Here is a 13,070-nt window from a genome sequence, read left to right on the forward strand (position 1 = left end):
CATGTCTCTATTATATGAAGGTAAAGCAAAAAGAATTTTTTCTACTGACACACCGCACCAATTAAGAGTGGAATATAAAGATGAAGTTACAGCTGGAAATGGCGCGAAAAAAGATACTATGGAAGGTAAAGGGCGTTTAAATAATAAAATTACTTCAATTATCTTTGATTATTTAACTCAAAAAGGAATTAAGAGTCATTTTATCAAACAATTATCCGAAACAGAACAATTAGTTGAAGAAGTCAAAATTATACCACTAGAAGTAGTGGTTCGTAATATCGCAACTGGTTCTATTACAAAACGTTTAGGTTTTGAAAAGGGTCATCAATTTGAAGCACCATTAGTAGAGTTCTTTTACAAAAATGATGATCTAAATGATCCGCTTATTACAGATGACCACGTTAAACTTCTTAATATTGCTAATGATGAAGAAATAGAAACATTAAAATCGATGGCAAAGGATATCAATCGTGTACTTATCCAACTTATGGATGAAATGAATTTACGTTTGGTTGATTTTAAAGTTGAATTTGGCAGAACACAAGATGGCAAAATTTTATTAGCTGATGAAATTTCTCCTGATACTTGCCGTATTTGGGATAAAGATTCAGATACTAACTTTGATAAAGACGTTTACAGAAATGACACTGGTTCACTTATTGACACATATCAAACATTTTTAAATAAATTGGAGGATCTTAAATAATGAAAACGATTGAACTTCACATCACACTACAACCACAGGTATTAGATACGCAAGGACAAGCATTAAACCGAGCAGTACATGATTTAGGATATAAACAAGTTAATGACATTCGTGTAGGTAAAGTATTATATATGACTGTTGATGAAGCGACAGATGAAGCGGTGGATAATATTATCACAACGTTAAGTGAAAAATTATTTGCGAATACAGTTATTGAAGAATATAGCTACAAAATTGTAGATGAAAAGGAGAATGCATAAGATGAAGTTTGCAGTTCTCGTATTTCCCGGATCAAATTGTGATAGAGACATGTACAATGCAGCAATTAAGTCAGGCGCTGAAGCAGAATATGTCGATTATCGAGAAACATCGTTAGAAGGTTTTGATGGGGTACTCATTCCAGGTGGTTTCTCATTCGGTGACTATCTTCGTTCAGGCGCAATGGCTAGCGTAGCGCCGATTATTGATGAAGTTAAACGTTTCGCAGAAGAAGGCAAACCTGTATTAGGTGTTTGTAACGGTTTCCAAATTTTAACAGAAATAGGTCTATTACCTGGCGCATTACTACATAATGATTCTCATTTATTTATTAGCAGAAATGAAAAACTGAAAATTGCTAATAATCAAACTTCATTTACTAATCTTTATGGTGAAAATGAAATTGTAGTTTATCCAGTAGCACATGGTGAAGGTCATTATTATTGTACAGATGAAATGTATGAAGAATTAGTTGAAAATAATCAAATTATCTTAACTTATGAAGATAATCCAAACGGCTCTCATGAGCATATTGCGGGTATCGTCAACAAACAAGGTAACGTGTGTGGTATGATGCCGCACCCTGAACGAGCACTTGAAACAATTCTTGGCACTGATAGTGGTGTGAAATTATTCGAAGCAATGGTTAATAGTTGGAGGGAACAAAATGTCTAAGTTTATCGAACCAAGTATTGAAGAAATTAAACTTGAAAAAGTCTATCAAGACATGGGTTTAAGTGATGCAGAATATGACAAAGTGTGTGAAATCTTAGGAAGAGAACCTAACTTTACTGAAGTCGGTATCTTCTCTGTAATGTGGAGTGAGCATTGTTCTTATAAACACTCAAAACCGTTCTTAAAACAATTCCCAACAACTGGTGAACATGTATTAATGGGACCAGGTGAAGGCGCTGGGGTGGTTGATATTGGTGATAATCAAGCCGTTGTATTTAAAGTAGAATCTCATAACCATCCTTCTGCAATTGAACCATATCAAGGTGCAGCAACTGGTGTAGGCGGTATTATCAGAGATATCGTTTCTATCGGCGCTAGACCAATTAATTTATTAAACAGCTTACGTTTCGGTGAATTATCAGTGAAACAAAACCAACGCTTACTTAAAGGTGTGGTTCGTGGTATTGGTGGTTATGGTAACTGTATCGGTATTCCAACAACTGCTGGTGAAATTGAGTTTGACGATCGTTATGATGGTAACCCATTAGTTAACGCTATGTGTGTAGGTGTCATTGACCACGACATGGTTCAAAAAGGGACTGCTAAAGGTGAAGGTAACTCAGTCATTTATGTAGGTTTAAAAACGGGACGTGACGGTATTCACGGTGCTACTTTTGCATCAGAAGAGTTAACTGAAGAAAGTGAAAGTAAACGTCCATCAGTTCAAATTGGTGACCCATTTGTTGGTAAAAAGTTAATGGAAGCGACATTAGAAGCTATTACATTTGACGAATTAGTTGGTATTCAAGATATGGGTGCTGCTGGTTTAACGTCTTCTTCATCTGAAATGGCAGCTAAAGGTGGAAGCGGTTTGGAATTACACTTGGATAAAGTGCCAACACGCGAAGCTGGTATTTCACCTTATGAAATGATGCTTTCAGAAACACAAGAAAGAATGTTATTAGTAGTTGAAAAAGGTACAGAACAAAAATTCTTAGACTTATTCGATAAACATGAACTTGATAGCGCAATTATTGGTGAAGTAACAAACACTGACCGCTTCGTTCTTAAATACGAAAATGAGGTTTATGCAGATATTCCGGTTCAATCGTTAGCTGATGAAGCACCTGTTTACATTTTAGAAGGTGAAGAAAAAGAATATAACACATCTAAAAATGATTATAGTGCTATCGATGCTCAAGATGTATTCGAAAAATTATTAACGCATCCAACTATCGCTTCAAAACATTATTTATATGAACAATATGATCAACAAGTTGGTGCGAATACAATTATTAAACCAGGCTTACAATCTTCAGTTGTACGTGTAGAAGGCACAAATAAAGCTGTTGCTTCTACAATTGATGGTGAAGCAAGATATGTCTTTAACCAACCTTATGAAGGTGGAAAAATGGTTGTAGCAGAAGCATATCGCAATTTAATTGCTGTTGGGGCAACACCATTAGCTATCACAGATTGCTTAAACTATGGTTCGCCTGAAAAGAAAGAAATCTACCAACAATTAATTGATTCTACTAAGGGTATGGCAGAAGCATGTGAAGTGCTAAAAACACCTGTTGTTTCAGGTAACGTGTCATTATATAACGAAACACGTGGCACATCTATTTTCCCAACGCCTGTAGTAGGTATGGTAGGTCTAATTGAAGATATCGATTATTTAAATGATTTCCATCCTGAAGCTGGCCACAAATTATATCTTGTTGGAGAAACTAAAGACGATTTCGGCGGCAGTCAAATTGAAAAATTATTATACGGCAAAGTTAATCATGAATATGAAGCTATCGATTTAAGTGATGAAGTGGCAAAAGGCGAAGCGGTTAAAACAGCAATCAGAAATGGTGTCGCTTCTCATGTTCAAACAGTTGGTAAAGGCGGTTTATTAATTACGTTAGCGCGTATTAGTGCTTATCATGGTCTTGGTTTATCGGCTCATGTAGATCTTTCAGATGCACAGTTATTTAGTGAAACACAAGGTCGCTACGTGATTGCAGTGAAAGAAGGCCAAACACTAGAGATCGACAATGCTGTTGAAATCGGTGAATTAACAGATGTAGACGAATTTAAAGTTTCAAATGCTCAAACTACTATTGTAGAAAAAGTCTCAGACATTAAAGAAAATTGGGAAGGGGCCATTGAAAAATGTTTAACTACAGTGGATTAAACGAAGAGTGTGGTGTATTCGGAATATGGAATCATTCTGAAGCAGCCCAATTAACTTATATGGGACTTCATAGTTTACAACATCGTGGTCAAGAAGGCGCAGGTATTGTTGTTTCAGATGGCGAAACATTAAAAGGCGAACGTGGTTTAGGTTTGTTAACTGAAGCGATTAAAGCGCCTCAAATGGAGAACCTTAAAGAAGGACATAACGCTATTGGTCATGTACGCTATGCTACTTCTGGTAATAAAGGTATTGAAAATATTCAACCATTCCTTTATCACTTCTATGATATGAGTGTAGCGATTTGTCACAATGGTAACTTAATTAACGCGCAAGCGCTTCGTCAGTATTTAGAAAAACATGGTGCTATTTTCCATTCATCATCTGATACTGAAGTGATTATGCATTTAATTCGTCGCAGTAAAGCACCAACTTTTGAAGAAGCTTTAAAAGAAAGTTTACGTCAAATTAAAGGTGGTTTCACTTTTGCGATTTTAACTAAAGATGCACTATATGGTGCAGTTGATCCTAATGCCATCCGTCCGCTTGTAGTCGGTAAAATGCAAGATGGAACTTACATTTTAGCAAGTGAGACATGTGCGATTGATGTATTAGGTGCAGAGTTTGTTCAAGATATACACGCCGGTGAATACGTCGTCATTAATAAAGATGGTGTTGAAGTTAAATCTTATACAAGTCACACAAATACAGCGATTTCTGCAATGGAATACATCTACTTTGCACGTCCGGATTCTACGATTGCTGGGAAAAATGTTCATGCAGTACGTAAAGCGTCTGGTAAAAAATTAGCTCAAGAAAGTCCAGCTAATGCTGATATGGTTATTGGTGTACCTAATTCATCGTTATCAGCTGCAAGTGGTTACGCTGAAGAAAGCAAATTACCATATGAAATGGGCTTAGTTAAAAACCAATATGTAGCACGTACGTTTATTCAACCTACTCAAGAATTAAGAGAACAAGGCGTTCGCGTAAAACTCTCAGCTGTTAAAGACATTGTCGATGGAAAAAGTATTGTCTTAGTTGATGATTCAATTGTACGAGGTACTACAAGTAAACGTATTGTTAAGATGTTGAAAGATTCAGGCGCAAAAGAAGTTCACGTCCGTATAGCGTCTCCAGAATTTATGTTCCCAAGTTTCTATGGTATTGATGTCTCAACAACGGCTGAATTGATTTCAGCTAGTAAATCACCAGAAGAAATTTGTGAATATATTGGCGCAGACTCATTAGCTTATTTAAGCGTTGATGGGTTAATTGAATCGATTGGTTTAGATTACGATGCGCCATATCACGGTTTATGTGTAGAAAGCTTCACGGGCGACTATCCGGCAGGCCTTTTCGATTACGAAGAGAATTATTATAAAAACTTGAGTCAACGTCAAAAGGATTACATTAACAATCATAAACACAACTTTGATAGAGAGGGTAATATCCATGTCTAAAGCTTATGAACAATCAGGTGTTGATATTCACGCAGGTTATGAAGCAGTTGAAAGAATGTCGAGTCACGTCCAACGTACGATGCGTAAAGAAGTGCTTGGCGGTCTAGGAGGATTTGGTGCGACATTCGACTTATCACAATTAAATATGAAAGCACCCGTTCTCGTCTCTGGCACGGATGGTGTAGGTACTAAATTAAAGCTTGCAATCGATAATGACAAACACGATACCATTGGCATCGATGCCGTAGCAATGTGTGTTAACGATATTTTAACTACAGGCGCTGAACCACTTTATTTCTTAGATTATATTGCTACAAATAAAGTGGTGCCAGAAGTGATTGAACAAATTGTTAAAGGTGTCAGTGACGGTTGTGAAGAAACTAATACCGCTTTAATCGGTGGTGAAACTGCAGAAATGGGCGAAATGTACCATGAAGGTGAGTATGATCTTGCAGGCTTTGCGGTAGGTGCAGTTGAGAAAGAAGACTACATTGATGGCTCAGCGATTCAAGAAGGACAAGCTATCATTGGTCTTGCGTCAAACGGCATTCATTCAAACGGTTACAGTTTAGTCCGTAAATTAATTAAAGAATCAGGTATTGATTTAAACGATGAATTCGATGGACGTACGTATCTAGATACGTTCTTAGCGCCAACACAGTTATATGTTAAGCCTATTCTTGCTCTGAAAAAGGCTGTTCAAATAAAAGGCATGAATCATATCACAGGTGGCGGTTTTTACGAAAATATCCCACGTGGCTTACCTAAAGGATTAGCAGCGAAGATTGATACTCAATCCTTCCCAACGCCTAAAGTATTTGAATGGTTACAACAACAGGCTCAAATTGAAACTCAAGAAATGTATAACGTATTTAATATGGGAATAGGTTATACGGTTATTGTCGATAAAGAAGAAGCCAAAAAAGCGATTGAAATATTAAATAATGAAGGCATTTCAGCATATGAAATTGGTGAAATTATTACAGATAAAGATACGCCTATCCATTTAGAGGGGGTAGAGGCGTGACTAAAGTAGCTATCTTTGCTTCTGGTTCAGGCAGTAACTTTGAAAATATCGTGTTAAAAGTAGACAAAGGTGAACTTAACAACATTGAAATTACGTCATTATTTACAGACCATCACGATGCATATTGTATTGATCGTGCAAATAAACTTAAAGTAGCGACACATATCAATGAACCTAAAAACTTTGAATCTAAATCTGCATATGAACAACATTTGATTCAATTATTAAAACGTGAAGAAGTAGAATGGATTATTCTTGCGGGTTATATGAGATTGATAGGTCCAGATTTATTAGACGCTTACGAAGGTAAAATATTAAATATCCATCCATCATTATTGCCAAAATATAAGGGGAAAGATGCTGTTGGGCAAGCGTTCGATAGCGGTGATAATGTAACTGGTTCAACTGTCCATTATGTTGACAGTGGCATGGATACGGGAGAAATTATTGAACAAAGACAATGTGATATTAAACCGGACGATACTAAAGAAGTATTAGAAGAACGTGTTAAACATTTAGAGTATGAACTTTATCCTAGCGTTATTGCTAAGGTCATCAAGTAAGGAGTTAAGTAAATCATGAAAAAAGCAATTTTAAGTGTTTCAAATAAAAGTGGAATTGTAGAATTTGCTAAAGCATTAAGCGACTTAGATTACGAATTATATTCAACTGGTGGTACGAAACGTGCGCTTGAAGAAGCTTCTGTGCCAGTAAAATCTGTCTCTGATTTAACTCAATTTCCTGAAATTATGGACGGTCGTGTTAAAACGTTACATCCAGCGGTACATGGGGGCATTTTAGCGGATCGCGACAAACCTGAACATCTTGAACAATTATCAGAACAACATATTGATTTAATCGATATGGTAGTCGTAAACTTATATCCTTTTCAAAAAACAGTGTCAAATCCAGATGTAACTGAAGCGGATGCCATTGAAAATATAGATATTGGTGGTCCAACAATGTTACGTGCGGCAGCGAAAAACTTCAAACACGTTACTACAATCGTACATCCTGCAGATTATAATGAAGTGATTGAACGAATTAAATCTGATCGCCTAGATGAAGCGTTCCGTAAAGAATTAATGATTAAAGTATTTGCGCATACAAACGAATATGATCATGCAATTGTAAGTTTCTTCAAAGGAGATAGTGAACAATTACGTTACGGGGAAAACCCGCAACAATCAGCGCGTTTTGTCCGCACATCTACAAGCAAACATACCATCGCAGGTGCTAAGCAATTACATGGTAAAGCATTAAGCTACAACAATATTAAAGATGCAGACTCAGCATTATCTTTAGTGAAGAAATTTAGTGAACCAGCAGCTGTAGTAGTGAAGCATATGAATCCATGTGGCGTAGGTATCGGCAATACAATTGAAGATGCTTTCAAGAATGCATATGATGCGGATAATCAATCTATCTTTGGTGGCATCATTGCTTTAAATAGAACGGTAACGGCTGAACTTGCTGAAACGTTGCATACTATCTTTTTAGAAGTAGTTATCGCACCAAGATTTACTGATGAGGCGTTAGACATTTTAACTAAAAAGAAAAATATCCGTTTATTAGAAATTGATATGACGATTGATAATAGAGAAGAGGAATTTGTTTCAGTGTCAGGCGGTTACTTAGTTCAAGATAAAGATAACTATGAAGTATCTAAAGAAGATATGAAAGTAGTGACTGAAACGAAACCAACAGATACTCAATGGGAAGCAATGTTACTTGGTTGGAAAGTGATTCCATCTGTAAAAAGTAACGCGGTTATCTTAAGTAATGCGAAACAAACAGTAGGTATCGGTGCGGGTCAAATGAATCGTGTAGGCTCTGCAAAAATAGCTTTAGAACGTGCAATTGAAATCAATGATAATGTTGCTTTGATTTCTGACGGGTTCTTCCCAATGGATGACACCGTTGAGTTAGCAGCTAAACATGGTATAAAAGCGATTATTCAACCTGGTGGTTCAATTAAAGACCAAGATTCAATCGATATGGCTAATAAATATGGCATTACTATGGTAATGACAGGTATGCGTCACTTTAAACACTAATAAAATATTAAAAAGAATGGAGGGACTAGTTAGATGAATGTTTTAGTTATAGGTGCAGGTGGACGTGAACACGCTTTAGTTTCTAAATTACATCAATCACCATTGGTTCAACAATTATTTGCTATTCCAGGCAATGATGCTATGGAGAATATGGCAGAAACACATACTGAAATTGCTGAAAATGATCACGAGGCTATTTTGAAATTTGTCAAAGATAATAATGTTGAATGGGTGGTTATCGGCCCAGAACAACCTCTGATTGATGGCTTATCTAATCGATTACGTCAAGCAGATGTTAAAGTGTTTGGTCCTAATAAAGAAGCCGCACAAATAGAAGGTTCAAAATTATTCGCTAAGCAATTAATGGAAAAATACGACATTCCAACTGCGGATTATAAAGAAGTGAATTCTAAAACTGAGGCGCTTGATTATGTAAATCAATGCGAATTGCCAATTGTAGCTAAAAAAGATGGTTTGGCAGCTGGTAAAGGCGTCATTATCGCTGAAACACGTGAAGACGCAATTGAAGCGGTTGAAACCCTCTATCCAGAAGAACAAGGTAAAGTGGTATTTGAGCAATTTTTAGAAGGGGAAGAATTCTCATTAATGACCTTTATCAATGGCGACTATGCAGTGCCATTTGACTGTATTGCCCAAGACCATAAACGTGCGTTTGATAACGATGAAGGTCCGAACACTGGCGGAATGGGTGCGTATTGTCCAGTCCCTCATATTTCTGAAGATGTTCTAAAACGTACGGATAAAGAAATTGCTCAACCTATTGCGAAAGCGATGAAAGCAGAAGGGTATGATTACTTTGGATTGCTTTATATTGGAGCGATTTTAACTTCAGAAGGTCCTAAAGTCATAGAATTTAATGCGCGTTTTGGCGACCCAGAAGCTCAAGTATTATTAAGTCGTTTAGAAAGTGATTTAATGGCTCAAATCGTCGCATTAGACCGTAAAGATCCTATCCGCTTCCAATGGCAAGATGACTTTGTTGTAGGTGTGATGTTAGCATCTAAAGGCTATCCTGGTAGCTATGAGAAAGGTGCCAAAGTAACAGGCTTCGAATTAAATGATAATTATTTCGTTAGTGGTTTACGTAAAAAAGATAATGCCTTCGTTACTTCAGGAGGCAGAGTTTTATTAGCTGTTGGAAAAGGGGCAACAATTGAAGAAGCACAAAAAGCAGCTTATAGTAACGTGGAAAAAATAGAAAGTGATAATCTATTCTATCGTCACGATATTGGTAATAAAGCATTGAAATAATAATATTAAAAAATAAGGGCGTATCACATTGTGAGTGATACGCCCTAAATGTTCGCTTTAAGCAGTATATCCTGATACACGAGCATCAGTAATACCAGTAATAGGTAAATATTGTGAAAGGTAAAACCCAATGATTAAAATGGCTACAACGCAAATCACAAATAAAATATCTTTATAAGAAAAAGGTGCTTTGTAATAATACGTTCTTGGACCATCTTTAAAGCCTTTAGATTCCATCGCAACAGATAGTTGATGTGCACGACGGATATTTTGACTTAAAATTGGAATTAATAAATGTTTAAGACGTTTGAGCCCTCTATAATTTGAAGCATCGATCATTTGATAACGCATTTTTAATGAACGTCTCAATTGAATAAATGATGTAAAAATGAGAGGGACCATTCTAATCGCAGCCATAAACGCATAAGCAATTTTAGGTTTAACTTTCAAATGTTGCATTAAGCTATAAAAAATCATAACAATTTGTGAAGTTAAAGCGATTAAAATTCCTAACATAGAGACTGAAATAGTACGTAAAGATACGTGTAAACCTCTGACTAAACTTTCAGTACTAATTTGAATAAATCCTAAAGAAAATAGTACATGAGTACCATCTCCATATAGAATCATAAATAAAGAAGATAATAAAGCAAATAATACACAAGCTAGTACTAATGTACCTGTAATTTTAAAAGAAGTACCATTGAATAATAGCAATAGTATAAATAGCAACAGCGTTATATAAATCATATAATCAAAATTATGTACAAAGATAACAAAGAAGAATAAAGCTACTCCAAGTAGTAATTTAGTGATGATATTGACATCATCAACGAATGTGTAATGTTTTTTCCATCGTTCAAACATGAAGGTCACCTGCCATCTCTTTAAGTTGTCCATTTTCAACGTTTAATCGACGAGTTGGATAACGACGAATGATTTCAGGATCATGTGTCACCATAACAATCGTTTGTCCATTAGACACGCGTTCTTGGAATAACTTTATTAATTGAAATGTATTGTGACTATCCAAACCAAATGTAGGTTCATCAAGTAAAATAATGTCAGCTTTTGAACTTAAAGCAGTTGCTACACTTAAACGTCGTTTTTGGCCCATTGATAATTCAAAAGGATGTTGATCTTTAACGTTTTCTAAATGTAAAAGTTTTAATAACTGTTGTGTTTCGTTATCTGCTGCTTTACGGTCTAGATGATTATAATGAATATTAATTTCGTCATAGACTGAATTAGTGATAAATTGAAGTTCTGGATTTTGATAAATCAGATACATGTGTTTAGCAGCATCTTTAATTTTTTTTAATTGTTTATCTTGGTAGAACATTTGCCCTTTATATTTAATTAATTGCAGTATAGATTCCAATAGGGAAGTCTTTCCAGCTCCGTTTTTACCAGTAATGGTAATCCACTCTCCCGGATGTACACTTAAATTATCCACAGAAAACAATTCATTCTTTCCACGAATAATTTCACCATTTTTAAAATTCAACAATATCTCATTTTTATTAGGTGATAGTGGTTTTGGTTCGGGGGCATGTTCCCATGCATGAGGGTGCCAAACACCATATTCCGAAAGTAACGCTTCACAATTTTGAAGAATATAATCTGGTGTATTATCAGCGATAATTTCACCTTCATAATTCATTAAAATAACACGGTCAACATAATCCCAAATATGTTCCACTTTGTGTTCTACAATAAGTACTGTTTGGTCTGTCCACAACTGAATTAATTTTTTCCATAAATCTGCTGTAGCATCTACATCTAACATGGCAGTAGGCTCATCTAGGAAAAGTGTATTAGCTTCTTGTAAAATAGTTTCTACAATAGCTAGTTTCTGTTTCATACCGCCACTCAGGTGATTAACAAAAGTATCTTTAGTGACATTTAAATCTACAGAAGCAAGGGCTTCTTCAATTTGGTGATCCATTTCGTGACGGGGCACTTGTTTATTTTCAAGCACAAATGCTAATTCTTCATATACTTTAGGCATACAAAATTGTGTATCTGGATCTTGAAAGATTACTCCAGAATGAGAATCAATTTCTAACTCATCACACTTCATAGGAAGTTCAATAAGATTAGGAACGATACCACTTAAAACATTAAGCAATGTGCTTTTACCAGATCCAGAAGGACCTAGTAAAAGCACTTTTTGTTTATCTTTAATTTCAATATTTAAGTTATCGAAAATTTTTCGATTACCATTTGGGTATTTTAGGCGTAAATTTTTAACTCTTAACACATTAATTTCCCCTTATAGGTTGTCGTAATCTTTTTGAGAAGCAGGGCGGAATAACTTAGTTACGCCAGTTTGATCAAGCGCTTTAACGATATAGTAAGATAAGATACCTGCTACTACGATACCGCTAATAATACGAAATACTATAAATAAAATTAAATTCCAAGATGCAACTTCTTTCATATATCCATAATAGAAATCTACTGGAAGAGAAATTACAGCTGCTGCACATCCTGCTAACATTGCTACCATTAGTGAGCGTGATTTATATTTGAAAATAGCAAAAATAATTTCACAAGCTAGACCTTGTAAAATTGCATATACAATTGTTGGAATACTAAATTCACCTTTAACAATTGTTTCACCAGCTCCAGCAGCAAATTCAGCAATTAAGGCAATTCCGGGCTTAGGAATAATTAAATATGAAACTACACCCGCCATAAACCAAATACCATATGTAAGTTGTTCTAAATGAAAACCAAATGCTTGAACAACATTATAAGGTAAATACATTAAATTATAAATGATAGCAAAAATTACTGCTATCAGTACTGTTACTAAGATTTCTGATAGCTTTAAACCTTTTGACATAACTATTTCCTCCTAAAAAAACGCACAACCCTCCGTAGAAAGTTGTGCGTGAATTTAAATAACATGCTTTATGTATATACTACTATTATTTATATTAGCGACACTTTCCTACGCTAGCTTTTAACTAGATCAGGTTCAAAGGGTTCGAGGATACTCCTCATCTCAGTATACACACCCCTAGTGCGTTGAATATTTAATTTAATTTAAATGTATGACTTTTAAGAAATAATGTCAAGATACTTTTAAATATTATAGCGTTCTTAAATATATTCAAATTAAAAAAATTAAAAAGTTAAATAAAAAACTACCAGCCAATTAAAATTGACTGGTAGCAAAAAATGAAAATTTAAATTAATCTAATGTGTCTTGAACGTCTTGTTTTGTTTGTTCTAGATCATCAGTTTTTTCTTCTTTTTGGTCTTTTAATTTTTCTTCAGCTTCTTTTGCTTTTTCAGCTGCTGATTTTTTAGCATCTTCGTTTGTCATCATACAACACTCCTTGTTGAATAATTGTTACATCTATAGTTTACCCATAAAAGAGTAGGATAAACTTATATAGGTCCAGAGAAGTATTTTATT

Annotated in this window: 13 protein-coding genes and 1 riboswitch; of the genes, 9 read left to right on the forward strand and 4 right to left on the reverse strand. The window is 35.2% G+C overall.

What is annotated here, in order from left to right; all coding sequences use genetic code 11:
• Position 1 precedes the first annotated feature (1 nt).
• Genes purC through purD form a run of 9 tightly spaced genes read left to right on the forward strand, consistent with a single transcriptional unit; the run spans position 2 to position 9,640 of the window.
• Complete coding sequence (purC, locus tag CD127_RS05415) at positions 2 to 706, forward strand: phosphoribosylaminoimidazolesuccinocarboxamide synthase (RefSeq protein ID WP_103366025.1); 705 nt, start codon at positions 2 to 4, stop codon at positions 704 to 706.
• Positions 706 to 966 (forward strand): phosphoribosylformylglycinamidine synthase subunit PurS, encoded by a 261-nt coding sequence (gene purS, locus CD127_RS05420; protein ID WP_103297081.1) that lies wholly within the window; start codon positions 706 to 708, stop codon positions 964 to 966. Before purC ends, purS begins: the two co-directional genes overlap by 1 nt.
• Position 967: 1 nt before the next feature.
• Positions 968 to 1,639, forward strand: coding sequence for a phosphoribosylformylglycinamidine synthase subunit PurQ (gene purQ, locus CD127_RS05425; RefSeq protein ID WP_103366026.1), 672 nt, complete (start codon positions 968 to 970; stop codon positions 1,637 to 1,639).
• Positions 1,632 to 3,821, forward strand: coding sequence for a phosphoribosylformylglycinamidine synthase subunit PurL (gene purL / locus CD127_RS05430; protein ID WP_103366027.1), 2,190 nt, complete (start codon positions 1,632 to 1,634; stop codon positions 3,819 to 3,821). The genes purQ and purL overlap by 8 nt, the downstream gene beginning before the upstream one ends.
• Positions 3,800 to 5,284 carry an amidophosphoribosyltransferase gene (gene purF, locus CD127_RS05435; protein ID WP_103366028.1) on the forward strand — a complete coding sequence of 495 codons (1,485 nt, stop codon included), beginning with the start codon at positions 3,800 to 3,802 and terminating at the stop codon, positions 5,282 to 5,284. The genes purL and purF overlap by 22 nt, the downstream gene beginning before the upstream one ends.
• Entirely contained in the window at positions 5,277 to 6,311 is a 1,035-nt protein-coding gene (purM, locus tag CD127_RS05440; protein ID WP_103366029.1) for a phosphoribosylformylglycinamidine cyclo-ligase, read from the forward strand. Before purF ends, purM begins: the two co-directional genes overlap by 8 nt.
• Complete coding sequence (gene purN / locus CD127_RS05445; protein WP_103366030.1) at positions 6,308 to 6,874, forward strand: phosphoribosylglycinamide formyltransferase; 567 nt, start codon at positions 6,308 to 6,310, stop codon at positions 6,872 to 6,874. The genes purM and purN overlap by 4 nt, the downstream gene beginning before the upstream one ends.
• A gap of 15 nt (positions 6,875 to 6,889) precedes the next feature.
• A complete protein-coding gene (gene purH / locus CD127_RS05450) occupies positions 6,890 to 8,368 on the forward strand; it encodes a bifunctional phosphoribosylaminoimidazolecarboxamide formyltransferase/IMP cyclohydrolase (protein ID WP_103366031.1) in 1,479 nt (492 codons plus the stop codon).
• A 33-nt stretch (positions 8,369 to 8,401) separates the two neighbouring features.
• Complete coding sequence (purD, locus tag CD127_RS05455; protein ID WP_103366032.1) at positions 8,402 to 9,640, forward strand: phosphoribosylamine--glycine ligase; 1,239 nt, start codon at positions 8,402 to 8,404, stop codon at positions 9,638 to 9,640.
• 57 nt (positions 9,641 to 9,697) lie between these two features.
• Here purD and CD127_RS05460 read toward each other — a convergent pair whose 3' ends face one another.
• From CD127_RS05460 to graF, 4 genes are all read right to left on the reverse strand, one after another.
• Positions 9,698 to 10,507: an energy-coupling factor transporter transmembrane component T family protein gene (locus CD127_RS05460; protein ID WP_103366033.1), complete on the reverse strand. Its 810-nt coding sequence runs from the start codon at positions 10,505 to 10,507 to the stop codon at positions 9,698 to 9,700.
• Positions 10,500 to 11,903: an ABC transporter ATP-binding protein gene (locus tag CD127_RS05465; protein WP_103366034.1), complete on the reverse strand. Its 1,404-nt coding sequence runs from the start codon at positions 11,901 to 11,903 to the stop codon at positions 10,500 to 10,502. Before CD127_RS05465 ends, CD127_RS05460 begins: the two co-directional genes overlap by 8 nt.
• 12 nt (positions 11,904 to 11,915) lie before the next feature.
• Complete coding sequence (locus tag CD127_RS05470; protein ID WP_103366035.1) at positions 11,916 to 12,491, reverse strand: ECF transporter S component; 576 nt, start codon at positions 12,489 to 12,491, stop codon at positions 11,916 to 11,918.
• An 88-nt stretch (positions 12,492 to 12,579) separates the two neighbouring features.
• Positions 12,580 to 12,680: riboswitch (TPP riboswitch) on the reverse strand.
• A 162-nt stretch (positions 12,681 to 12,842) separates the two neighbouring features.
• Positions 12,843 to 12,977 carry a glycopeptide resistance-associated protein GraF gene (gene graF, locus CD127_RS12770; protein WP_197730648.1) on the reverse strand — a complete coding sequence of 45 codons (135 nt, stop codon included), beginning with the start codon at positions 12,975 to 12,977 and terminating at the stop codon, positions 12,843 to 12,845.
• Positions 12,978 to 13,070: the final 93 nt, after the last annotated feature.

Origin of the sequence: Staphylococcus petrasii (assembly GCF_002902565.1) — a bacterium.
GTDB classification, from domain to species: domain Bacteria; phylum Bacillota; class Bacilli; order Staphylococcales; family Staphylococcaceae; genus Staphylococcus; species Staphylococcus petrasii.

Bases quoted from the DNA above. Each gene is read 5' to 3' on its own strand.
- purM (WP_103366029.1), top strand. From the start codon at position 5,277: ATGTCTAAAGCTTATGAACAATCAGGTGTTGATATTCACGCAGGTTAT.
- CD127_RS05460 (WP_103366033.1), bottom strand. From the start codon at position 10,507: ATGTTTGAACGATGGAAAAAACATTACACATTCGTTGATGATGTCAAT.
- purL (WP_103366027.1), top strand. From the start codon at position 1,632: ATGTCTAAGTTTATCGAACCAAGTATTGAAGAAATTAAACTTGAAAAA.
- purD (WP_103366032.1), top strand. From the start codon at position 8,402: ATGAATGTTTTAGTTATAGGTGCAGGTGGACGTGAACACGCTTTAGTT.
- graF (WP_197730648.1), bottom strand. From the start codon at position 12,977: ATGACAAACGAAGATGCTAAAAAATCAGCAGCTGAAAAAGCAAAAGAA.
- CD127_RS05470 (WP_103366035.1), bottom strand. From the start codon at position 12,491: ATGTCAAAAGGTTTAAAGCTATCAGAAATCTTAGTAACAGTACTGATA.
- purC (WP_103366025.1), top strand. From the start codon at position 2: ATGTCTCTATTATATGAAGGTAAAGCAAAAAGAATTTTTTCTACTGAC.
- purS (WP_103297081.1), top strand. From the start codon at position 706: ATGAAAACGATTGAACTTCACATCACACTACAACCACAGGTATTAGAT.
- purH (WP_103366031.1), top strand. From the start codon at position 6,890: ATGAAAAAAGCAATTTTAAGTGTTTCAAATAAAAGTGGAATTGTAGAA.
- purF (WP_103366028.1), top strand. From the start codon at position 3,800: ATGTTTAACTACAGTGGATTAAACGAAGAGTGTGGTGTATTCGGAATA.
- purQ (WP_103366026.1), top strand. From the start codon at position 968: ATGAAGTTTGCAGTTCTCGTATTTCCCGGATCAAATTGTGATAGAGAC.